This is a genomic window from Hydrogenophaga electricum, assembly GCF_030160815.1.
GTDB lineage: Bacteria > Pseudomonadota > Gammaproteobacteria > Burkholderiales > Burkholderiaceae_C > Hydrogenophaga > Hydrogenophaga electricum.
This window is the reverse complement of sequence record NZ_BSPB01000003.1, coordinates 171206-193308: the sequence shown is the minus strand read 5'-3', so window position 1 is coordinate 193308 and position 22103 is coordinate 171206. Positions and strand designations below refer to the sequence as shown.

At 69.5% G+C, this 22103-nt stretch carries 17 protein-coding genes; 8 read left to right on the top strand and 9 right to left on the bottom strand.

Translation table 11 applies throughout. The features are described 5' to 3' along the window. Positions 1-7: 7 nt before the first annotated feature. Both denD and QQK43_RS03525 read left to right on the top strand, forming a co-directional pair. Positions 8-1000, top strand: coding sequence for a D-erythronate dehydrogenase (gene denD / locus QQK43_RS03530; RefSeq protein WP_284306707.1), 993 nt, complete (start codon positions 8-10; stop codon positions 998-1000). 47 nt (positions 1001-1047) lie between these two features. Then, positions 1048-2034 carry a Bug family tripartite tricarboxylate transporter substrate binding protein gene (locus QQK43_RS03525; protein WP_284306706.1) on the top strand — a complete coding sequence of 329 codons (987 nt, stop codon included), beginning with the start codon at positions 1048-1050 and terminating at the stop codon, positions 2032-2034. 46 nt (positions 2035-2080) lie between these two features. Here the strand turns inward: QQK43_RS03525 and QQK43_RS03520 are convergent, their stop codons facing one another. The 5 genes from QQK43_RS03520 to QQK43_RS03500 are packed head-to-tail and all read right to left on the bottom strand — an operon-like array spanning position 2081 to position 5214. Further along, entirely contained in the window at positions 2081-2848 is a 768-nt protein-coding gene (locus tag QQK43_RS03520) for an SDR family NAD(P)-dependent oxidoreductase (RefSeq protein ID WP_284306705.1), read from the bottom strand. A 22-nt stretch (positions 2849-2870) separates the two neighbouring features. Continuing rightward, positions 2871-3521 (bottom strand): RluA family pseudouridine synthase, encoded by a 651-nt coding sequence (locus QQK43_RS03515; protein ID WP_284306704.1) that lies wholly within the window; start codon positions 3519-3521, stop codon positions 2871-2873. Further along, entirely contained in the window at positions 3521-4021 is a 501-nt protein-coding gene (locus tag QQK43_RS03510; protein WP_234263396.1) for a HugZ family pyridoxamine 5'-phosphate oxidase, read from the bottom strand. The genes QQK43_RS03515 and QQK43_RS03510 overlap by 1 nt, the downstream gene beginning before the upstream one ends. Positions 4022-4029: 8 nt before the next feature. Continuing rightward, positions 4030-4635: an OmpA family protein gene (locus tag QQK43_RS03505; protein WP_234263395.1), complete on the bottom strand. Its 606-nt coding sequence runs from the start codon at positions 4633-4635 to the stop codon at positions 4030-4032. A gap of 51 nt (positions 4636-4686) precedes the next feature. Beyond that, positions 4687-5214 carry a FecR family protein gene (locus QQK43_RS03500; RefSeq protein ID WP_284306703.1) on the bottom strand — a complete coding sequence of 176 codons (528 nt, stop codon included), beginning with the start codon at positions 5212-5214 and terminating at the stop codon, positions 4687-4689. Positions 5215-5370: 156 nt separating this feature from the next. Here QQK43_RS03500 and QQK43_RS03495 point away from each other — a divergent pair, with 156 nt between their 5' ends. Together QQK43_RS03495 and gshA are read left to right on the top strand one after the other, a co-directional pair. Then, entirely contained in the window at positions 5371-6336 is a 966-nt protein-coding gene (locus QQK43_RS03495) for a tRNA dihydrouridine synthase (protein WP_284306702.1), read from the top strand. A 178-nt stretch (positions 6337-6514) separates the two neighbouring features. Next, a complete protein-coding gene (gene gshA, locus QQK43_RS03490; RefSeq protein WP_284306701.1) occupies positions 6515-8080 on the top strand; it encodes a glutamate--cysteine ligase in 1566 nt (521 codons plus the stop codon). Positions 8081-8096: 16 nt separating this feature from the next. Here gshA and QQK43_RS03485 read toward each other — a convergent pair whose 3' ends face one another. Further along, complete coding sequence (locus QQK43_RS03485; RefSeq protein WP_370465211.1) at positions 8097-8384, bottom strand: 2Fe-2S iron-sulfur cluster-binding protein; 288 nt, start codon at positions 8382-8384, stop codon at positions 8097-8099. A 359-nt stretch (positions 8385-8743) separates the two neighbouring features. On the opposite strand from QQK43_RS03485, the gene ylqF reads away from it, so the two are divergent. Then, positions 8744-9727, top strand: coding sequence for a ribosome biogenesis GTPase YlqF (gene ylqF / locus QQK43_RS03480; protein WP_284306700.1), 984 nt, complete (start codon positions 8744-8746; stop codon positions 9725-9727). Between the two features lie 9 nt (positions 9728-9736). Here the strand turns inward: ylqF and QQK43_RS03475 are convergent, their stop codons facing one another. From QQK43_RS03475 to QQK43_RS03465, 3 genes are all read right to left on the bottom strand, one after another. Further along, positions 9737-10726: a transglutaminase family protein gene (locus QQK43_RS03475; RefSeq protein WP_284306698.1), complete on the bottom strand. Its 990-nt coding sequence runs from the start codon at positions 10724-10726 to the stop codon at positions 9737-9739. A gap of 4 nt (positions 10727-10730) precedes the next feature. Beyond that, a complete protein-coding gene (locus QQK43_RS03470; protein ID WP_370465210.1) occupies positions 10731-13319 on the bottom strand; it encodes a circularly permuted type 2 ATP-grasp protein in 2589 nt (862 codons plus the stop codon). Positions 13320-13421: 102 nt separating this feature from the next. Then, positions 13422-16928, bottom strand: a complete 3507-nt coding sequence (locus QQK43_RS03465; RefSeq protein ID WP_284306694.1) for a transglutaminase family protein — start codon at positions 16926-16928, stop codon at positions 13422-13424. Between the two features lie 175 nt (positions 16929-17103). Here QQK43_RS03465 and QQK43_RS03460 point away from each other — a divergent pair, with 175 nt between their 5' ends. From QQK43_RS03460 to QQK43_RS03450, 3 genes are all read left to right on the top strand, one after another. After that, a complete protein-coding gene (locus QQK43_RS03460; RefSeq protein WP_284306692.1) occupies positions 17104-19557 on the top strand; it encodes a DNA internalization-related competence protein ComEC/Rec2 in 2454 nt (817 codons plus the stop codon). 130 nt (positions 19558-19687) lie between these two features. Next, on the top strand, positions 19688-21136 hold the full coding sequence (locus tag QQK43_RS03455) for a circularly permuted type 2 ATP-grasp protein (protein WP_234263385.1): 1449 nt from the start codon (positions 19688-19690) through the stop codon (positions 21134-21136). Positions 21137-21139: 3 nt separating this feature from the next. Next, on the top strand, positions 21140-22102 hold the full coding sequence (locus tag QQK43_RS03450) for an alpha-E domain-containing protein (RefSeq protein ID WP_234263384.1): 963 nt from the start codon (positions 21140-21142) through the stop codon (positions 22100-22102). Position 22103 lies beyond the last annotated feature (1 nt).

Here is a 22103-nt window from a genome sequence, read left to right as displayed (position 1 = left end):
GACAAGCATGAAGATACTGATCACGGGTGGTGCCGGCTTCCTGGGCACCCGCCTGGCCAACGCCTTGCTGGACCGCGGCGCCCTGGGTGGGCGGACCATCGAATCGCTGGTGCTGGCCGACCTGGTGGCGCCCCGCGACCCCCGCCTGCTCGGGGATGCCCGCGTGCGGGGTGTGAGCGGAGACCTGCTCGGGCAGATTCCGGCGCTGTTCGGGCAGCCGTTCGATGCGGTGTTTCATCTGGCGTCTGCCGTGTCCGCCGAGTGCGAGGCCGATTTCGAACTGGGTCTGCGGTCCAACCTCGACAGCACCCGCGCGCTGCTGGACGCTTGTCGCCGCCAGCGCACGGGTGGCGGGCCGGCACCGCTGTTCTTCTTTTCGAGCTCGGTGGCGGTCTATGGCTCCGATCCGGCGCTGCCGTTGCCGGTCGTGGTGGACGACCGCACCCTGCCGACGCCGCAGTCGAGCTATGGCGTGCACAAGTTCGTCTGTGAGCAACTGGTGGCCGACTACACCCGCAAGGGCTTCATCGACGGGCGCACCGCCCGCCTGATGACGGTGTCCGTGCGGCCGGGCAAGCCCAATGGCGCGGCGTCCAGCTTCCTCTCGGGCATCATCCGCGAGCCGCTGGCCGGGTTGGTATCGGTCTGCCCGGTGGCGCCCGAGACCCCGGTGGCGCTGGCCTCGCCCGACACCACCATTGCGGGCATCCTGGCTGTGGCCGAAGCCACGCGCGAGGCTTTCGGTGGCCGTACAGCCATCAACCTGCCGGCCCTGACCGTGACCGTGCAGCAGATGCTCGACGCGCTGGGCCGCGCGGCGGGTGCGGAGGCGGTGGCACGGGTGCGTTTCGCGCCCGATGAGGCCATTGCCGTCATCGTCGGGGGCTGGCCCTCGCGTTTCGAGAGCGCGCGGGCCAAGCGCCTGGGCCTGCCCCGGGACGCCGATTTCGACGCGGTCATCGCGCAGTACCGCGAACAGGTGGCCCGCACCGCGGTCTGACCGCGCCCGTTCCTTTCCCTTTCCGTTCCACTCCAGGAGACATTGACATGCACGCTTCGCTTCCCCGCATTGCCCGCCGCGCCCTGCTTGCCGGCGTGGCGGCCCTGGCGGTTTCGCCGGTTTTCGCGGACAACTACCCCTCGCGGCCGGTGCGCCTCGTGGTCCCGTTCCCGCCCGGCGGCGCGGTGGATCTGTATGCGCGCCATGTGCAGCCCGAACTGCAGAAGCGCCTGGGGCAGCCCGTGATCATCGACAACCGCACCGGGGCCAGCGGCATGATCGGTGCGGAAAACGTCGCCAAATCGGCACCGGACGGCTATACGCTGCTGCTGGGCAACATCGCGGTGCTGGCCATGAACTCGGCCACGCTGCCCAAGGTGCCCTACGACCCGCTCAAGGACTTCACGCCGGTGATGCAGACGGTGATGGTGCCCTACGTGCTGGTGGTCAATCCGTCCACCCCGATCAAGACCGTGGCCGACCTCGTGGCACAGGCCAAGACCGCGCCGGGTCAGCTGACCTATGGTTCGTCGGGTGCCGGCAGTGCGCAGCACATGGCGGCCGAGTTGTTCAAGTCGCGCACCGGCGCCGAAATGACGCATGTCCCCTACAAGGGCGTGGGGGCTTTGGTCACCGACCTGATTGCGGGCCACGTCCAGGTGGCGTTTGCCGATCAGGCCAGCATGATGCCCCACGTGAAGGCCGGCAAGCTGCGCCTGATTGCCGTGGCCCGGGCCACGCGGGTGCCGAGCCTGCCCGATGTGCCCACCATCGCCGAAGCCGCCAACCTGCCGGGATTTGAAATCACCGGTTGGCAGGGGGTGGCAGCGCCGGCCGGGACGCCCGACAGCGTGGTGCGCACGCTCAACACGGCGTTCAACGAAGTGCAGGCCCTGCCGACGATCAAGGAGGCCATGGAAGCGGCCGGCCTGACCCTGGTCGGTGGCAAGCCCGAAGATCTGCGCCAGCACATGCAGAAAGAGATGGATCTCTGGAGCAAGGTGGCGCGCGACACCGGCGTCAAGACCAACTGATGCCGCAATCAGCCCGGAAGCCGCAGGCTGGTCGCCGCGGCCGCGGTCACTGACGCACGTCGGCGACCGGCTCCTGGCCAAAGTCGGGGCGGTGCAGCCAGCCCAGCACCTGGCTTGCCGCTTCGTCGGGGCTGCTCAGCAGGCCGCGGTCCTTCAGGTCCAGGAATCGCTGCAGGTCCGGGAAGGCACCGGGGTCACCGGTCCGCAGATGCTCCTGCATGTCGGTGTCGACCACACCCGGCGCGAGCGACACCAGGCGGGCGCCTTGGGGGTATTGCACCTCTTCCAGCGCGCAGCAGCGCGTGAAATGGTCCATCCCCGCCTTGGCGGCGCAGTAGGGCGCCTGCGCCGCCATGGGGCGGCGCCCCAGCCCGCTGGAGATGTTGAGGACTTTGCGCGGCCCTTGCCAGCCGCTGTCGACCCAGGTCCGTGTGGCGTGGAGGAAGGCCGCGGTCAGTTGCATGGGGGCTTCCAGGCCGACGCGCAGCGCCTGTGCCAGTTCGCCGGGCGGGCAGTTGGCCAGCGGGGCGATGCGGGGAATCACGCCCGCGTTGTTGATCAGCGTGGCACTGGCGATGCTCGGTGCATCGAGCTGCCCGAGCCAACGCGCAAGGCGGTCCGCCACCGGAGCGGGTTCCGCCAGATCCACTGGCCAGTGCAGCAACGTGGCGCGCCGTGCCACAGCCAGTTCGGCCAGATCCTCACCCCCGTTTCGCGACAGGCACAGCAGCACGAGACCGGGGGCGAGCAACTGGCGCGCCATGGCCAGGCCCAGTCCGCGTGAAGCGCCGGTGAGGATGACGAGGTCGTGCATGGACTGGGGTCTCGGGTCAGGGTCAGAAGGGGCAGGGGGCCGCGAAGCGCAGGGGCTCGCCCGTGACGGGGTGGGGGATCTCCAGCGTCAGGGCATGCAGCAGCAGACGGGGCACGAGGGCCTGCTGGGCCGGTGTGGCGTACAGCGGGTCGCCGAGGATGGGGTGGCCGATGGCTTGCAGGTGCACGCGCAACTGGTGCGAACGGCCGGTGACTGGCTCCAGGTCGAGCCGGGTGCCGCCGGCGGGGGCGGGGCCATCGCCGAGCCGCCAGCGGGTCAGGCTGGGTTTGCCCAGTTCGGGGTGCACGATGCTGCGCGGCCGGTTGAGCCAGTCCACCAGCAACGGCAGGTCGATGGTGTTCCAGCCGTTGTCGGGTTGCGGGTTGGGCAGGGTGCCGGCGACCACGGCCACGTAGCGCTTGTGCACCTGCCGGCGCTCGAACGAGCGGCTGAGGGCGCGCTGGGCCTCGATACCGCGCGCCATGACGACCAGGCCCGAGGTGGCCATGTCCAGCCGGTGCACCACCAGGGCGTCGGGCCAGGCGGCCTGGGCGCGGGTGCTCAGGCAGTCCTGCTTGTCCTCGCCGCGCCCGGGCACGGCCAGCAGGCCGGCCGGTTTGTCGAAGACCAGCATCGCGTCGTCGGCATGGAGGAGGTTCAGGACCGGTGTCATCAGGAACCTGCGTCGGGGGTGGGGCCCAGGGCCTGCAGCAGTTCGGCGGTGTCGAGGCTGCGCGCCGCCCCGAAGCCGGCGATCTGGCGGGCCTGCTGCACCCGCACGCGCACGAAGCGGAAGTCGCCCAGTTCGGTCATGGGCTGGGCTTCGGGGAAGCGGGCGAGGTACACGGCGCAGCAGGCGGCGGCATCGGCCTCGTCGGGGTCGACGAAGCGGGCCTGGCCCTGCAAGGTCACACGGGGCAGGGCGTGCACGGGTTCACCCGGCTGTTCCGGCTCGGCCACCAGCAGCGAGACCTGGGAGTGCCGCCGCAGGTTGCGGGTATGGGCGGCAAGCCCGCTCACGTGCAGCACGAGTTCGCGGGTGTGCGGATCGATGGCAAACGGCACGCGGGAAACGAAGACCGAGGCGTCGGCCTCGTCCAGCGTGCCCAGGGCAGCGGTGCGCTGGTGGTTCAGGAGGCCGCGCAGCGCCCGCGTCAGGCTGTGCTCTCCCATCGCCGTGATCAGCGGACGATGATGTCGGCGCGCCGGTTGCGGGGCTCGCTCACTTCATCGTCCGTGGGCACCAGGGGTTCGCGCTCGCCCCGGCCGACGGGCTCGATCCGGTCGCCCTGGAAGCCCTGTTCGATCAGCAGGTCTCGGATGGCGTTGGCGCGCTGCAGCGAGAGGCGGTCGTTGGTGTCGGCCGGGCCCTGCCGGTCGGTATGGCCCACGACGATGATCTCGCCACCCGCGCGGGAGCGGGCCGTTTCGATCACGGTCGGCAGCAGGGCACGCGACTCGGGGGTCAGCTCGGCGGTGCCGGTCTGGAAATGCAGGGTGAAGGTCTGGCCGGCTGCTGGCTGGAGCCGGAGCAGGGCCGGATAGTCCTCGGCCACTTCGGCCGCGGTGGTGAGGCCGCTTTCCACGCTCCCGCGGGGCGACACCGCGACGGTCTGATAAGGCCGGTTCAGTTCATTGACCTGCTGGCCCATGGTGACCGTGACCGCGCTGGGCCGACCGCCCTCCTGGGGCAACAGCACCACCTTGCTGGCCGGCGCGCAGGCCGTCAGCAGAGCAAGCAGGGCGACAGGGAAGGGCCGGAACAGCCAGGCAGACAGGGGTGTCAACGTTCGACAGCGCAAGCGCGAAAAAATGCGCGCGAACGTGGTGCGCGCGCGTCACCGGCGAAGTCTACTATGGTCCTTGTAGTGTTTGCGCAGGTAGACGTGCAGCGGCTCGATCGGTGGGTTGGCTTCCACAATGAAGTCGGTGCCCCGCACGCCCACCACGGACGTGGGGGTCTGCACCTTGAAGCGCTCGGGGTTGACCTTGGCCAGCAGCCCGGTGACGACCCGCACCGATCCCTGCAGCAGGTCGAGCAGGAAGTTGCCTTCCTGCGTGGTGCTGTCGTACTGGAAGCGGCTGAGGTCCATCACGGTTTCAGGGCCTGCGGTCAGCACGGTGCCGTCCTTGAGGATCACGCTGGCCGCGCCGCCCGGGCCGGTCTGGATGCGGCCGGCCTCGGTCACGGGGTCGCCCGAACGCACCGGCGCGCGCACCCCGTCGCGCACCAGCCAGACCTCGCCTTCGATCTGCTTGAACGTGCCGACGCGTTGGCCCGTCGGCTCGGCCGAGGCGCAACCCAGGGCCAGGCCTCCCGACAAAACAAGGGTGGTGGCCAGATGGCGAAGGCGAAAGGCAGACATGGCAACTCCGGATGGACGGCAGGGGCAGGGCACGACATGGTAGGCGGGTATCGCAGGGTCCCGCAAGGGAGAGGCGGCCGTTCTAGAATCCCCGCGTTAAATCCATCATCTCCCGTGCCGGGTTGTTTGGCACGGCGACAACACCGCCACCCCTTGATGACTTTGCTGCTGGCGCCCATGGAGGGCTTGCTCGACGCGACCCTGCGCGACGTGCTGACCCGCACCGGAGGCCTGGACCGCTGCGTGAGCGAGTTCATCCGCGTCACAAACACGCTGCTGCCGGATCGGGTGTTCCTGCGCGTGGTGCCCGAGCTGCTCCAGGGCGGGCGCACGCTGGCCGGCGTGCCGGTGCGGCCCCAATTGCTGGGGTCCGACCCGGTCTGCCTGGCCGACAACGCGGCCCGCTTGGCCACGCTGGGACCGCCCGGTATCGATCTGAACTTCGGCTGTCCGGCCAAGACGGTGAACAACAGCCGGGGCGGTGCCGTGCTGCTCGATGAGCCCGAGTTGGTGGGCCGCATCGTGGCCGCGGTGCGGCGGGCCGTGCCGGCGCATGTGCCCGTGTCGGCCAAGATGCGGCTGGGCTTCAACGACGACCGGGTGGCCGAAGACTGCGCCCAGGCCATCGCCGAGGCCGGTGCCGACGAGTTGGTCATTCACGCCCGGACCAAGGCGCACGGCTACCGGCCGCCGGCCTACTGGGAGCGCATCGCCCAGGTGCGCGAAGCGGTGCCGGCGCTGCGCCGCATGCCGGTGATCGCCAACGGCGAGATCTGGAGCGTGGCCGACGCCCGGCGCTGCCGCGAGGTGACCGGCTGCGACGCGCTGATGATCGGACGCGGCATGGTCGGCGACCCGGGGCTGGCGCTGGCCATTCGCGGGCAGGATGGCGTGCCCTGGTCACAGATCGAACCGCTGCTCGGCCTCTTCTGGGACCGCGTGAGCGCACGCGTGGAGCGCCGCCACCGCGCGGGCCGGCTCAAGCAGTGGCTCAACTACCTGCGGCGCACCTATCCCGAGGCGCAGGTCGCGTTCGACCAACTGCGCCTGCTGCACGACCCGGTGCTCATCGAGGCCTGGCTGGCACCCCGGCGCGCGCCGGCCTCGCCGCAGCCGGCCTGAGCGGGCGCCGTTTCGGACCGGTGCCGTCCGGCCGGTTCCGCTGCCTGCCTGCTTTCCCGGTTTTCTGCCGCCGGCCCGCACGGAGGGCAGGCGGCGACAGGGCTGTGCGGTGCGCGCCAGCACAAACACGCCAGCCGTGTTAAGTTCCGGCCCCAAAAAGACCCCTCCCGACGCCCCTATGAGCACACTGGAACAACGGCTGAGCGCCCTTTCGCAAGAGCGTTTGAGCGGCATGCGTCGCGGCCTCGAAAAAGAAAGCCTGCGCGCACAGCCCGACGGCAAGCTGGCCCTGACCCCGCACCCGCCGGCGTTGGGCAGTGCGCTCACGCACCCGCACATCACCACCGACTATTCGGAATCGCAGCTGGAACTCATCACCGGCGTGCACGCGTCGGTGGACCAATGCCTGGCCCAGCTCACCGAAGTTCACCAGTTCACCCTGCGTAGCATCGCGGCGCAAGGTGGCGCGGCCGGCGAAGAGATGCTGTGGGCGTCCAGCATGCCCTGCGGGCTGCCCACCGACGAGACCATTCCGTTGGGCCGCTACGGCAGCTCCAACGTCGGCCGGGCCAAGAGCGTCTACCGCATGGGCCTGGGCCATCGCTACGGCCGGCGCATGCAGACCATCAGTGGCATCCACTACAACTGGTCATTGCCCGGCATCGACAACGAAGGCTACTTTGCGCTGATCCGCAACTTCCGCCGCCACGCTTTCCTGCTGCTGACCCTGTTCGGCGCTTCGCCGGCCGTGTGTTCCAGTTTCGTCGAGGGCCGGCCGCACGCGCTGCAGCCGCTGGGCCAGGGTGGCACGCTGCACATGCCGCACGGCACCAGCCTGCGCATGGGCCGGCTGGGTTACCAGAGCGAGGCGCAGGCCACGCTGGCGGTGAGCTACAACAGCCTCGAAGGCTACGCCGCCTCGCTGCACGACGCGCTCACGCGGCCCTGGCCGGCGTATGAGGCGGTGGGCATCCGCAATCCGGGGGGCGACTACAACCAGCTGGCCACCACGCTGCTGCAGATTGAAAACGAGTTCTACGGCACCATCCGGCCCAAGCGCGTGATCTTCCAGGGCGAGCGACCGCTGCACGCGCTGCGCGAGCGCGGGGTGGAGTATGTGGAAGTGCGCCTGCTCGACCTCAACCCCTTCGAGGCGGTTGGCGTTGACGCCGCCACGCTGCGCTTCATCGACGTGTTCCTGCTGCACTGCCTGCTGGCCGACAGCCCGCCCGACACGCCCGACGAGATCCGCGAAATCGCCCAGAACCAGCACATGACGGCTGCGCGCGGGCGCGAGCCTGGTTTGCAGCTGCTGCGCCAGGGGCAGTCGGTGGCGCTGGCCGACTGGGGGCTGGACATCATCGATGCCCTGGTGCCGATCGCCGCCGCCCTGGATGCCACCCACGGTGGCCACGAGCACCGCGACGCCGTGGCGGCGGCCCGTGCCGCGCTGCTGGCGCCCGACACGCTGCCGTCGGCCCAGGTGCTGGCGGCGATCCGTTCGCAGCACGCCGACTCCTTCGTGGCCTTTGCGCGGGAACGCTCGCAGCGCATCCGCGACCACCTGCTGGCGCTGCCCTGGGAGGCCGACGCGCAGGCCCGCTACGAAGCCATGGCCGCCCAGTCGCTGCAGGACCAGCGCGCCATCGAAGCGGCCGACACCATGCCCTTCGAGGTCTACCGGCAGGAGTACGTTTCGCCGGCGCGCCTGGGCCAGCCGCGCGCCGCGACTGCCGCGCACTGAACCGCCAGCGGCGGCATCAACCGTCGACCGGCGGGGCGAGCGTCACGTCGCTCGCGGGGTGCGCCACACAGGGCAGCACCGCACCACTGGCTTTTTCTTCCGGCAGCAGGCCTGGCCAGGCCACGCTGTAGCGCACGGCACCGTGGACCAGTTGGCCGATGCAGGTGCGGCAGGTGCCATTGCGGCACGACGCAGGCCAGACCTGCCCGGCCGCGTGCAGCGATTGCAGCAGCGTGCGCTCGGCCGGCGCAGGCACGGTTTCGCCCGAGTCCGCCAGATGCAGTGCAAAAACTGCCGGATTCACGGCATTTCCCGCGGTATCTGGTCGCTGCGGGAAGTGTTTTCCCACTGCCTGTTGAATAAGCAGGTCAAAGAACGTCCTTTGGAATCAATGGGTTACGGTGTTCGTACAGACATGGTCATGGGTTATGCACAAAGTTGTCCCGGATTTCGAGGGAAAAGTGGACAACTTGGGATCCCGAGTGCCGGTTTTTTGGGCAGGTTGTTGAACAGCCTAGGGCCACAAGCACTTGCGCACGCCGTACAGACATGCCCCGGAATTATTCACAGGGTTGTCCAGAGAAGCTCGGGACAACCGCGAGCGCCGGAAAGCGGGCGGACTTTGGGACAATGGCAGATGGTTTTTTCTCAAGCGATCGTTTCATGAGCATTCAATGGTTTCCCGGTCACATGCACCTCACGCGCCAGGCGATCGCCGAGCGCGTGAAGGCCATCGACGTGGTGATCGAGATGCTCGATGCCCGTCTGCCCGGCTCCAGCGCCAACCCGCTGATGCGCCAGCTCACCAGCGGCAAGCCGACGCTGAAGATCCTCAACAAGCAGGACATGGCGGACCCCGAGCGCACCGCGCTCTGGCTGGCGCACTACAACGCCCAGCCGGACACGCAGGCGATTTCGCTCGACGCCAGCGTGACGGCGCCAGCGCGCGCGCTGATCGACGCCTGCCACTGGCTGGCGCCACACCGGGGTGGCATGTTCAAGCCCATGCGCGTGCTGATCTGCGGCATCCCCAACGTGGGCAAGTCCACGCTGATCAACACGCTCAAGGGCCGCAAGGCGGCCAAGACCGGGGACGAGGCCGGCGTCACGCGCACCGAAGCCCGCATCGTGCTGGCCGACGATTTCTACCTCTACGACACGCCCGGCATGCTGTGGCCGCGCATCATCGTGCCCGAGAGCGGCTACAACCTGGCCGCCAGCGGGGCAGTGGGCAAGAACGCCTACGACGAAGAGGAAGTGGCCTACGAGCTGTTGGCCAAGCTCAAGACGGACTACCCGGCGCTGATGGAGGCGCGCTACCAGGCCGGCCTTTCACCCGAAGCCTGGGCGCAGGCCACGGACGACGCCTTGCTCGAAGCCATTGGTCGCAAGCGTGGTGCGCTGGCCGCCGGAGGCAAGGTCAACATCCAGAAGGCGGCCGAGCTGGTGATCGCCGACTTTCGCGCCGTGCACATCGGCCGCATCACGCTGGAAACGCCCGAACAGTTTGCACGCTGGCTCAAGGCCGGCCAGCAGGCCGACAAGGAACGGGCCGAACGCAAGAAAGCGCTGCGCGAAGCGGGCCTGATCGGCCCGGCACGGGGCGGCGCCCGGCGCCCGGGCAAGCCGCGCCCGCCGTCGCGCTGAAGGGGCGCCTCAGCCGGCTTCGGGCTGTTGCAGCGCTTCCAGCTCCTGGGGTGGGGCGACGGTGACCGCCACGTCCAGCGCATGGCCGCTGCTGCCTTGGATGACGCCGCGCATGGGCGAGACGTCGGCGAAGTCGCGCCCGGTGGCCAGGGTGATGTAGTCCTCGCCGGGGCTGCCCCAGCCGCAGCGGTTGTTGGTGGGGTCGAAGTCGAACCAGGCGCCCAGCGCCGGTTCCGTTTCGGGCGTGTCGCCGTCGTCGGAGCGGACGCCGGAGTCGGGCGGCAGTGGCACATAGACCGACACCCAGGCGTGCGAGGCATCGGCGCCGATCAGGCGCGGCCGGCCCGGTGGCGGTTCGGTCAGCAGGTAGCCGCTGACATAGCGCGCGGGCAGGCCCAGGCTGCGCAGGCAACCGATCATGATGTGGGCGAAGTCCTGGCACACGCCCTTGCCTTGTTCCAGCGCCTGCAGCGCGGGGGTATTGACCTCGGTGCTGGCGGTTTCGTAGGTCAGCCCGGTGTGGATGCGTTCCATGAGCGCCCGAGCGGCCTGCAGCATGGGCAGGCCGGCGGCGAACGCCGGCCGCGCGAAATCGGCGAAGGCATCGTCGCGCGGCACGTGGGGCGAGGCGAACAGGAATTCGCAGGCTGGGTCGTAGGGCGCGCCGGCGCGGTAATGGAAGCGACGGCGCACGTCTTCCCAGCCCAGGCGTTGCCACGCCGGGCTGTCGGGCAGGGGGGCGGGCGCGCTGGTGCGCACCAGGCTGTCGGCTTCGACGGTGAGCACTTCGTGCGGGGTCTGCAGCGAAAAAAAGGTGCTCTGGTTGCCGAAGGCGTCGACGCGGCGCGTGCAGGTGGCGGGTTCGGGGTCGATGCGCAGCGCATGGGCCACCAGGGTCTGCGAAGCGGTGTCGGCGGGCGTGAGGTGGACCATGTGCTGGGCCAGGTCGACGTTGCCGTGGTAGCGGTAGGTGGTGGCGTGCAGGACGCGCAGCAGCATGGTGTCAGGCCCCGAGCGAACGCCGCCGCTGGTCGGCGTGGCTGAAGTGCAGCCGGGTGATTTCGTTGGACAGGTCGGCAGCGGCCAGCTCGCAGCCGTCGAGCAGCTGTGCCAGTTCGCCATAGACGAGCTGGCCGTCTTCTTCGCGCCGCTGCCAGTGGCACAGCTCGGTGAGCACCCAGATGTCGGGATCGGGCAGGCCCATGGCCAGCACGGCGTCGCGCGGGGTGGCGCTTTGCGACAGCTTGGCCAGGCGCGAGCGCAGGGTCTGTACCACCCAGGCCAGCGAGCGCGGGTTGTCGCGGTCCATGACCAGCAGGTCGATCAGGGCCACCATGTCGCGGCGCTGCTGGTACATGGCGTGGAAGGTGATGGTGCTGTCGAACAGCGCGACCATGGCCTCGAACCCGGCGGGATCTTCCATGCAGCGGTGTTCGAGCCCGAGTTCGAGCGCGCGCGCGAGCGTGATCAGGCGTTCGATGTGCCGGCCCACGGAAAGCAGTCGCCAGCCGTTGTCGCGCACCATGCGGTCGGTCTGTGAGCCGGTGATGGCGGCCAGCAGCTCGCTGGCGTTGTGCAGGGCGGCGAGCGCCTCGGCGGTGCCGTATTCGGCATCGGCCGCCATGGCGGCGCAGTCGTGGGCGAACTCGGCCTCGGTGCGCTCGATCAGGTTCCAGTGTTCGGGCGAGAGCCGGTCGCGCACCTGGGCGGCCGCGTTCTTGAGGGCGCGCAGGTTGTAGCCGACGCTGAAGCTGCGCGCATGCAGGGGAGAGTCGGGCGCGGGCGCCAGACCGGCCATGAGCGAGCGCGCGAACACGCGTGTCGAGTGTTCGGCGGAAGGCACGTCGGCCAGCACCAGCGCGTGTTCGCGCGCCAGCTCCGACAGCCAGGCCAGCAGCGGGCGCGAACTGGGTTCTTCGCCTCCCAGGTGGTCCAGCACGATGCGGGCAAGCCGGATGCCGTTTTCCGCACGTTCGGTGTAGCGGCCGAGCCAGAACAGGTTTTCTGCCGCGCGGCTGGTGACGGGCCGTTTCTGGTGGGCCAGCGCCAGGGTGCTGGGCGCCGACTGCAGCAGGCTGGTCTTGTCGACCTCGCCATCGGTGCGTACCCAGCAGTCGGCGCTGCTGCCCCCACGCTGCATGGAGGCCATGAGCTGGCCACGCGGGGCCAGCCGGACCAGGCCGCCGGGCAGCACGCGCCAGGCGCCACTGCCGTCGGCCAGGGCGAACACGCGCAGCATGGCCGAACGGGGGATGAGGTGTTCACCCGTCCAGGTCGGGGTCTGGGACAGCGGCAGCCAGTCCTGCACGGTGTAGTCGTCGGGGTGGCGCGCCATGCGGCCCGACCACTCATCGAGTTCGCGGGCACCGAGGCTCTGGCCCATGACGGTTTCCAGGCCGGAGCGGGGATAGGTCGGGCGGATCACGCTGCCCTTGAGCAGGGGCAGCACTTCGCGCAGCGCGGCGTCTTCGCCGCACCACCAGGTGGGCAGCGAGGGCAGGCTGAGTTCTTCGCCCAGCAGGTGCCGGCCGATGGCCGGCAGGAAACCCAGCATTGCGCTCGACTCCAGCGGGGCCGAGCCGGGGGCGTTGGCCAGCAACAGATTGCCAGCCCGCAGCACCTGCAGCAGGCCCGGCACGCCCAGGCTTGAATCGGGGCGCAGCTCCAGCGGGTCGAGCCATTCGTCGTCGACGCGTTTGATCAGCGCGTGCACCGGTTCCAGGCCTTTGAGGGTCTTGAGGTACAGGCGCTGGTCGCGCACCGTGAGGTCGTTGCCTTCGACCAGGGTCAGGCCCAGGTAGCGGGCCAGGTAGGCGTGCTCGAAGTAGGTTTCGTTGTACGGCCCCGGCGTCAGCAGGGCAATGCGGGCGTGTTCGCCTTCCGGCGCCTGGGCCTTGATGCCGTCCATCAGCGCGCGGTAGCTGGCCGCCAGCCGCTGCACCTTCAGGCCGGCGAAGGCCTTGGGGAACTGGCGCGAGATCGCGATGCGGTTTTCCAGCAGGTAACCCAGGCCCGAAGGCGCCTGGGTGCGCTGCCCCACCACCCACCACTGGCCGTCGGGGCCGTGCGCGAGGTCGAGCGCGACGATGTGCAGCCAGGTGCCGCCGGCCGGTTGCAGGCCCTGCATGGCGCGCAGGTAACCGGGGTGGCCGTGCACCAGGGCCGAAGGCAGCAAGCCCTGGCGCAGCAGGGTCTGCGGGCCATACAGGTCGGCCATCACCGCGTTGAGCAGGCGGGCGCGCTGTTGCACGCCGGCTTCGATCCGGGCCCATTCCTCGGTGCTCACGAGCATGGGGAACAGGTCCAGCGCCCAGGGCCGTTGCAGGCCGCTGGCGTCGGCGTAGACGTTGTAGGTGACGCCGTTGTCGCGGATCTGGCGCTGCAGGTTGTCGGCGCGGCGGTTCAGGTCCGCCAGGCCGTCGGTCCCGACATGGCCGAAAAAGTCGTCCCAGTCGGGCACCAGGGCGCCAGCCGGATCGCGCATCTCGTCGAGATGCCCGGGGCTGGCGGCCAGGGCGAGGGACAGCGCCCATTCACCGGGGTGGGCGGGGCTGGTGTCTTCAAAAAGGGAATGGGGCGCTTCAGGGCTCACGGCACCGGAGTATGCCCGCGGAACCCGGGTGGGCGGCGGGGTAGGGGTGTTCGGTGGGGGTGGGCCCTGTTGCATCCTTCACGGTCCGGCGGCGCGTGCGCCTCAGGTTCGCAGGTCCAGCGTGAACGGGAATTCACGGCTGGATTGTGGATCGGTGGCCGACAACTTGCCCGGGGTGTGGCCCATCTGGAAGAAGCGTGCCAGGCGGCGGCTTTCGGCCTCGTAGGCGTTCACCGGGAAGGTGTCGTAGTTGCGTCCGCCCGGGTGCGTGACGTGGTACTGGCAGCCGCCGAGCGATTTCTGCATCCAGTTGTCGACGATGTCGAAGGTCAGCGGGGCGTGCACGCCGATGCTCGGGTGCAGCGCGCTGGGCGGGTTCCAGGCCTTGTAGCGCACACCCGCCACCATTTCACCGGCGGTGCCGGTCGGCTGCAGCGGCAGGGCGCGGCCGTTGCAGGTGATCACGTAGCGGCTGTCGTTGTAGCCCGAGACCTTGACTTCGAGCCGTTCCAGCGACGAGTCCACGTAGCGCACGGTGCCGCCGACGGCGCCTTCTTCGCCCATCACGTGCCAGGGTTCCAGCGCGTTGCGCAGCGTGAGTTCGATGCCACGGGCGGCCACCTGGCCCACCAGCGGGAAGCGGAACTCGAAATGCGGTTCGAACCACGCCCGGTCGAACTGGTAGCCGAAGTCGGCCAGCTCGGCGAGCACGTCTTCGAAGTCCATGCGCACGAAGGTTGGCAGCAGGAAACGGTCGTGCAGCTCGGTGCCCCAGCGGGCCAGGCGGCCGGTCCAGGGCTGCTGCCAGAAGCGCGCGACGAGGGCGCGCAGCAGCAGTTGCTGCGCGATGCTCATGCGGGCGTGCGGTGGCATTTCAAAGGCGCGCAGTTCCAGCAGGCCCAGGCGCCCGGTGGACGAGTCGGGCGAGAACAGCTTGTCGATGCAGAACTCGCTGCGGTGCGTGTTGCCGGTGACGTCGACCAGGATGTTGCGCAGCGTGCGGTCGACCAGCCAGGGCGGCATGTCCTGGCCGTAGACGGCGCGGTTCTTTTCGATCTGGTTGAGCGCGATTTCCAGCTCGTAGAGCTGGTCGTTGCGCGCCTCGTCGACGCGCGGGGCCTGGCTGGTCGGGCCGATGAACAGGCCCGAGAACAGGTACGACAGCGAGGGGTGGTTGTGCCAGTACGCGATCAGCGAGCCCAGCAGTTCGGGTTTGCGCAGGAAGGGCGAGTCGGCCGGGGTGGCGCCACCGAGCACGAAGTGGTTGCCGCCGCCGGTGCCGGTGTGGCGGCCGTCGGTCATGAATTTCTCGGCGCACAGGCGCGTCTGGTAGGCCGCGTCGTAGAGGAATTCGGTGCGTTCGACCAGTTCGTCGAAACTGCTGCTGGGGTGGATGTTGACCTCGATCACGCCCGGGTCGGGGGTGACCTGCAGCATCTTCAGACGCGGATCGCGCGGCGGCGGGTAGCCTTCGAGCACCACCTTCATGTCCAGCCGTTCGGCGGTCGCTTCGATGGCGGCCAGCAGGTCGAGGTAGTCCTCCAGGCGGGGCAGCGGGGGCATGAACACGTACAGATGCTGGCTCTTGCCGCCGCTGTGCGTTTCGGCCTTGGGGCCGTTGGCGCGCTGCGGGTCGCGGGCTTCCACGCACAGCGCGGTGCGGGTGAGCCAGGCGGCCGATTCGCCGCGCTGCGGGAAGCGGGCCGACAGGGCCTGGGCCGGCGCTGCGCCCGGCAGGGGCTGGCCGGGGCGCAGGCCCAGGGCGGCGGCTTCGCCGTCCTCGAACCAGTCGGTGCCCTGCAGCGAAACGGTGCCACCCTCGGCAAAACCACCGCCCACGGTGTGCGGGTGCACCTGGTGGCGCAGGGCCGTGCCCGAAGGCAGCGGGTCGCGTGCGGAATGCGGGTCCTGCTCGATGTGATAGGGGTAATCGCCCTTGGAGACCCAGGGCAGCGAGTCCAGCGGCAGGCGGTAGCCCATGGGCGAGTCGCCCGGGATCAGGTACATGCGCTCGTCGCGGAAGAACCAGGGCCCGGTCGACCAGACGGTGCCGGCGACGCGGTGGAACTGGCTCTTGCCGTTGCTGGAGAGGGTGCCGTGGCCCGATGCCTGCAGCGGCAGCACGTAGCCGACCACGGCTTCCAGGCCCTGGTCGAAGACGCGGCGCAGGCGCACACGCTCCAGCTCGTCGTCGAGCTTGCTGTTGAACGGGTCGACGTTGACCGGCAGGCGGCGCTCGCGCCAGAGGTAGTACCAGGTGTCCTCGTAGCCCGGGGTGATGTACTGGGTCGACAGCCCCAGCCGGCGTGCCAGTGCCTGCGTGAAGCGGCGGGCGTCGTCGTCGGTGTAGTGGGCGTCGTCGCGCTCGTCGGCCAGCAGCGCCGGGTTGAACCAGCACGGCTCACCGTCGGCGCGCCAGAACACCGACAGCGCCCAGCGCGGCAACTGTTCGCCCGGGTACCACTTGCCCTGGCCCATGTGCACGAAGCCGCCGTCGCCATAGCGCTCGCGCAGGCGGCCCAGCAGTTCGGTGGCGTAGCCGCGTTTGGTCGGGCCGAGTGCGTCGGTGTTCCATTCGGCCGCGTCGCGGTCGCTGGTGGCCACGTAGGTGGGTTCGCCGCCCTGGGTCAGGCGCACGTCGTGCTGCATCAGATCGGCGTCGACCTGCGCGCCGAGCTTGAGCACGTCGGCCCACTGGTCTTCGGTGTAGGGCTTGGTCACGCGTGGCGATTCGTAAACACGCGTCACGCCCATGTGGTGCTCGAACTCGACCTCGCACTTGTCCATCGCGCCTTCCACCGGCGCGGCGCTGGAGGGCGTCGGCGTGCAGGCCAGCGGGATGTGGCCTTCGCCGGCGAGCAGGCCGGAGGTGGGATCGAGGCCGATCCAGCCGGCACCGGGCAGGAAGACTTCGCACCAGGCGTGCAGGTCGGTGAAATCGACTTCGGGGCCGCTGGGGCCGTCGATGGCCTTGACGTCGGGGGCGAGCTGGATCAGGTAGCCCGAGACGAAGCGCGCGGCCAGGCCCAGGTGGCGCAGCAGTTGCACCAGCAGCCAGCCGGAATCGCGGCAGGAGCCGCTCTTGAGCGTGAGGGTCTCTTCGGGCGTTTGCACGCCCGGCTCCATGCGGATGGTGTAGGCGATGTCGCGCTGCAGGCGCTGGTTGATCGCCACCAGGAAGTCGATCGTGCGCTGCTCGTTGCGGTCGGTTTCGTCCAGGTACCGCTTGAGCAGCGGCGTGAGCGGCGCGGCCGCAAGGTAGGGTGCCAGTTCCTGCTTCTGCGCCTCGTCGTAGGTGAACGGGAAGGTTTCGGCGCGCGGTTCGAGGAAGAAATCGAACGGGTTGTAGACCGCCATTTCGACCACGAGGTCGATGGTGACCTTGAATTCGGTGGTGGGTTCGGGGAAGACCAGGCGGGCCTGGTAGTTGGCGAAGGGGTCCTGCTGCCAGTTGATGAAGTGGTTACCGGGCTCGATCTTCTGCGAGTACGACAGCACCTTGGTGCGGCTGTGGGGGGCGGGGCGCAGACGCACGACCTGCGGGCCGAGTTTGACCAGGCGGTCGTACCGATAATGGGTGATGTGGCTCAGGGCAACGTGGATGGCCATGCTCGGGCTTTCAACAGGGAGAACAACGATGACACCGCAGAATTTCCGGAGGCTGCCACGGTGCTTACGCACCCTAGCAAGTCCCGCGCCATCATCGCATGCCGGCGTGACAGCCGGGCGTGTTACCTGCCGGTCGAGATGGCCGACCCTGCACTAGGGGCCGGCCTTGCGGTGGATGGCCGTCTGGCCCCTGGCCGCGCTGGCGGGGGTGCTGGGTGTCTGGGTCCAGCTTCAGCAGGCGTCGCTGAACCCGGTCGGAATCTGGGCCGCGGCGGCGCTGGGTGGCGTGTTGGGGCTGGCCGCGTTGCGCGGCTGGGCGCGTGTGCCGGTGCGCCGGTATCGCCGCCAGGTGCTGATCGTGGTGAGCATGATCGCCGCCGCGGCGCTCGCGTTCGGCTGGACCGGGTGGCGGGCGCTGGCGCAGGAAGCGCAGCGGCTCGATCCGTCCCTGCAGGGACAGGATATTCGGGTCACGGGGCAGATCGAAGGGCTGCCACAGCGCGGTGAGCGCGGGCCGCGCTTCGTGCTGCTGGTCGAGTCGGCCACGCCTGCCGGGGATGCCCGCGCATTGGTGCTGCCCGAGCGCCTGCTGCTGACCTGGTACCCGACGGAGCCGGTGCCGGCGCCCGATCTGCGCGTCGGCGACCGCTGGCGCCTGACGGTGCGGCTGCGCAGCCCGCACGGGGCGGCCAACCCCCATGGGTTCGACCGCGAGCGCTGGTTGTGGGAACGCGGCATCGGGGCCACGGGGTACGTGCGCACCGGCGCCCGGGTCGAAGCGCCGCAGCCCTTGCCTGGCGGCGCGTGGCACCCGGTGGCTGTGGCCCGGCAGGCGGTGGCCGGGCGCATCGCAGACGCCGTGCCCGACCCGCGCCGCGCGGGGGTGCTGGCGGCCCTGGTGGTGGGTGAGCAGAGCGCCATCGACCGCAATGACTGGGCCCTGTTCCGGGCCACGGGTGTCGCCCACCTCATGAGCATTTCGGGCCTGCACGTGACGGTGTTTGCCTGGCTGGCGACGCTGTTGATCGGGGCACTCTGGCGCCGCCTGGCGCGCTGGCGTCCCCAGGTGTTGCTGGCGGTGTCGGCGCCGGTGGCCAGTGGCCTCGGCGGCTTGGCGCTGGCCTGGGGGTATGCGGTGTTCTCAGGCTGGGGCGTGCCGGCCCAGCGCACGGTGCTGATGCTGGCGATCGTGGTCGGCCTGCGCCTGCTGGGGCGGCAATGGCCCTGGCCGGTGACCTGGCTGACGGTGATGGTGCTGGTCCTGCTGATGGACCCGATGGCGCTGATGCAGCCGGGTTTCTGGCTGAGCTTCGTGGCGGTGGCCGTGCTTTTTGCCACCGACCCGGCCGGCGGGCGCCGCGCCGGGCCGAACGATGCGAACACCGGGGGCTGGCGCGCGGCTGCCCGGCGGGTGGGGACGCTGGTGCGCGAGCAGGCCGTCATGACGGTGGCGCTCGCCCCGCTGACGCTGCTGCTTTTCGGGCAGTTCTCGGTCGCGGGCCTGCTGGCCAACCTGGTCGCGATTCCGTGGGTGACCCTGCTGGTCACGCCCCTGGCGCTGCTCGGTGTGGGGCTGCCGCCCCTGTGGTCGCTGGCGGCCTGGGGTGTGCAGATCCTCGACCTCTGGCTGCAGTGGCTGGCGGGTTGGTCCTGGGCGGTGGTGTACCGGCCCATGGTGCCCTGGCCCCTGGCGCTGGCGGCTGTGGCCGGTGGCGTGCTGCTGGTGTTGCGCTGGCCGCCCTGGTTGCGCCTGGCGGGTTGCCTGCTGCTGTGGCCGGCGCTGACCTGGGCGCCGGCCCGCCCGGCGCCGGGCGGATTCGAACTGCTGGCGCTGGACGTGGGCCAGGGCGGCGCGGTGCTGGTGCGCACGGCCTCGCACAGCCTGCTCTACGACACCGGGCCGCGTTATTCGCCGGGCAGCGATGCCGGCGACCTGGTCATCCTGCCCACGCTCCGCGCGCTGGGCGAGCAGCCCGAACGGGTGGTGGTCAGCCACGGCGACAGCGATCACGCCGGCGGGGCGGCCTCGCTGGCCCGGGCCTGGCCGGCGGCGCAGTGGCTTTCGTCGGCGGCACCGCATCCGCGCTGCGAAGCCGGCCAGCGCTGGGAATGGGACGGGGTGGTGTTCGAGGTTCTGCACCCGCGGGCTGCGCTCTATGGCGATCCGGCCGGGGGGCGGTCTTTGTCTTCCAACGCGCTGTCCTGTGTGCTGCTCGTGAGCAATGGCCGCCAGGCCGCGCTGCTGGCCGGTGACCTGGATGCCGCGCAGGAAACCCGCCTGGCGCTGGCCCGGCCGTCCTTGCGGGCCGACGTGCTGCTGGCTCCCCACCACGGCAGCCGCAGCTCATCGAGCCCGGTGCTGCTGAACACGCTGCGGCCCGCCTGGGTGCTGGTGCAGGCCGGTTATCGCAACCGGTTCGGGCACCCGGCGCCCGAGGTGCTCGACCGCTACCGGGCCCGGGGCATCCGCTGGGCGGCCACGCCCGAATGCGGCGCCATCACCTGGCGCAGCGACCACCCCGACGGCGTGGCCTGCGAGCGCGCCCGGGCACCCCGCTACTGGCAGTACCGCGCGGAGCCGACCGATCCGGCGGGCGCCACGGCTGTGCCGGAAGGGGACGCGGGTTGAGGCGGTGCGAAGGCGCTGGCGCGCGGTGGCCACGCGCCTGTCCACTTTTCGACGCGAAGGCCCTCGGCATGGGGGTGGTAGCTTGCGGCTGGCCCGGTCCTTGCTATGCTGTGGTCAGGAGAAAAAGCCCATGAGCCGACCGATGTTTGACGAAATGAACGCCTCGCCCAGCGAGGTTCGGGCCCACTACCTGAAATACGCTCGGTGGCTGTCGGAACAACCGGAAGAGGTGATGCTCTCCCGGCGCGAAGAGGCGGAAATGATCTTCCGCCGCGTCGGCATCACCTTTGCCGTGTACGGAGCCAAGGACGAAGACGGCTCCGGCACGGAACGCCTGATTCCCTTCGACCTGATTCCGCGTGTGATTCCCGCGCACGAATGGCGGCGCATGGAAGAGGGCCTGGTCCAGCGCGTCACGGCGCTCAACCGTTTCATCCACGACGTCTACCACGACCAGGAAATCATCAAGGCCGGCATCATCCCGGCCGACCAGATTTTCCAGAACGCGCAGTTCCGCCCCGAGATGATGGGCGTGGACGTGCCCCAGCAGATCTATTCCCACATCTCCGGTATCGACATCGTGCGCGCGCCGGTGCCCGGCGGTGACGGCACCGAGGCCGAGTACTACGTGCTCGAAGACAACCTGCGCGTGCCCTCGGGCGTTTCTTACATGCTCGAAGACCGCAAGATGATGATGCGGCTGTTCCCCGAGCTGTTCACCGAAAACCGCGTGGCGCCCGTGGCGCACTACCCCGACCTGCTGCTCGAAACACTGCGCGCGGTCAGCCCGGCCACCACGGCCGAGCCCACGGTGGTGGTGCTCACGCCCGGCATGTACAACAGCGCCTATTTCGAGCACGCCTTCCTGGCGCAGCAGATGGGCGTGGAACTGGTCGAGGGCCAGGACCTGTTCGTCAAGGACAACTTCGTCTACATGCGCACCACGCGCGGCCCCAAGCGCGTGGACGTGATCTACCGCCGCGTGGACGATGATTTCCTCGATCCGCTGGTGTTCCGCCCCAATTCCACGCTGGGGTGCGCCGGCCTGCTCAGCGCCTACCGCGCCGGCAACGTGGCCATCTGCAACGCCATCGGCACCGGCGTGGCCGACGACAAGTCGATCTACCCCTACGTGCCGAAGATGATCGACTTCTACCTCGGCCAGAAACCGATCCTGAACAACGTGCCCACCTTCATGGGCCGCGACCCGGAAGACCTCAAGTACATCCTCGCCCACCTCAAGGACCTGGTGGTCAAGGAAGTGCACGGCGCCGGGGGCTACGGCATGCTGGTCGGCCCGGCGGCCACCGCGGCCGAGATCGAGGAATTCCGCCAGGCCGTGGTGGCCAAGCCGGAGGGCTACATCGCCCAGCCGACGCTCAGCCTCTCGACCTGCCCGACCTACGTCAAGAGCGGCATCGCCCCGCGCCACATCGACCTGCGGCCCTTCGTGCTCAGCGGCAAAGAGGTGCAGATGGTGCCCGGCGGGTTGACCCGGGTGGCGCTCAAGGAGGGCTCCCTGGTCGTGAACTCGTCACAGGGTGGTGGCACAAAAGATACCTGGATCCTGGAGAACTGAAGCATGCTCTCGCGTACCGCCGATCACCTTTTCTGGATGTCCCGCTACACCGAGCGGGCCGAGAACACCGCGCGCATGCTCGATGTCAACTACCAGACCTCGCTGCTGCCGCAGTCGGCCGCCGTGGCGCAGGTGGGCTGGGAAGGCCTGCTGACCATCAGCGAGCTCATGCCGGCATTCCGGGCCAAGTATGGCGAAGATGGCATGACGCCGCGCAACGTGCTCGACTTCATGGTGCGCGACGAGAACAACCCCTCGTCCATCATCTCCTGCCTGCGCGCGGCGCGCGAGAACGCCCGTGCGGTGCGCGGCGCGCTGACCACGGAACTGTGGGAGACCCAGAACCAGACCTGGCTGGAGCTGACCCGCGTGCTCAAGAGCACCGGTTTCGAGCGCGACCCGAGCGAGTTCTTCGAGTGGGTGAAATTCCGCTCGCACCTTTCGCGCGGCGTGGCCATCGGCACCATGCTGCAGGACGAGGCTTTCCACTTCTACCGCATGGGCACCTTCCTGGAGCGCTCGGACAACACCGCACGGCTGCTGGACGTGAAGTTCCACGCCGTGCAGAGCGACTTCTTCGGCGCCGCCAGTGAGGAAGACCAAGAGTACGACTTCTACCACTGGAGCGCGATCCTGCGGTCGGTCTCGGCCTTCGAGGTCTACCGCAAGGTCTACCGCGACGTGATCACGCCCGAGCGGGTGGCCGAGCTGCTGATCATCCGGCCCGACATGCCCCGCAGCCTGGCGGCCAGCCTCAACGAAGTGGTCAACAACCTGGCGGTGGTGGGCAACGACCATTCGCAGGAAACCCAGCGCCGGGCCGGCAAGCTGCGCGCCGACCTGCAGTTCGCGCGCATCGACGAAATTCTGGCCACCGGCCTGCATGCGTTCCTGACCCAGTTCCTGGACCGCGTCAACGATCTCGGCTGGCGCATCAGCCAGGACTTCCTGGTGCCGACGCACTGAG

Bases quoted from the DNA above. Each gene is read 5' to 3' on its own strand.
- denD (WP_284306707.1), top strand. From the start codon at position 8: ATGAAGATACTGATCACGGGTGGTGCCGGCTTCCTGGGCACCCGCCTG.
- QQK43_RS03525 (WP_284306706.1), top strand. From the start codon at position 1,048: ATGCACGCTTCGCTTCCCCGCATTGCCCGCCGCGCCCTGCTTGCCGGC.
- QQK43_RS03520 (WP_284306705.1), bottom strand. From the start codon at position 2,848: ATGCACGACCTCGTCATCCTCACCGGCGCTTCACGCGGACTGGGCCTG.
- QQK43_RS03515 (WP_284306704.1), bottom strand. From the start codon at position 3,521: ATGACACCGGTCCTGAACCTCCTCCATGCCGACGACGCGATGCTGGTC.
- QQK43_RS03510 (WP_234263396.1), bottom strand. From the start codon at position 4,021: ATGGGAGAGCACAGCCTGACGCGGGCGCTGCGCGGCCTCCTGAACCAC.
- QQK43_RS03500 (WP_284306703.1), bottom strand. From the start codon at position 5,214: ATGTCTGCCTTTCGCCTTCGCCATCTGGCCACCACCCTTGTTTTGTCG.
- QQK43_RS03495 (WP_284306702.1), top strand. From the start codon at position 5,371: ATGACTTTGCTGCTGGCGCCCATGGAGGGCTTGCTCGACGCGACCCTG.
- gshA (WP_284306701.1), top strand. From the start codon at position 6,515: ATGAGCACACTGGAACAACGGCTGAGCGCCCTTTCGCAAGAGCGTTTG.
- ylqF (WP_284306700.1), top strand. From the start codon at position 8,744: ATGAGCATTCAATGGTTTCCCGGTCACATGCACCTCACGCGCCAGGCG.
- QQK43_RS03475 (WP_284306698.1), bottom strand. From the start codon at position 10,726: ATGCTGCTGCGCGTCCTGCACGCCACCACCTACCGCTACCACGGCAAC.
- QQK43_RS03465 (WP_284306694.1), bottom strand. From the start codon at position 16,928: ATGGCCATCCACGTTGCCCTGAGCCACATCACCCATTATCGGTACGAC.
- QQK43_RS03460 (WP_284306692.1), top strand. From the start codon at position 17,104: ATGGCCGTCTGGCCCCTGGCCGCGCTGGCGGGGGTGCTGGGTGTCTGG.
- QQK43_RS03455 (WP_234263385.1), top strand. From the start codon at position 19,688: ATGAGCCGACCGATGTTTGACGAAATGAACGCCTCGCCCAGCGAGGTT.
- QQK43_RS03450 (WP_234263384.1), top strand. From the start codon at position 21,140: ATGCTCTCGCGTACCGCCGATCACCTTTTCTGGATGTCCCGCTACACC.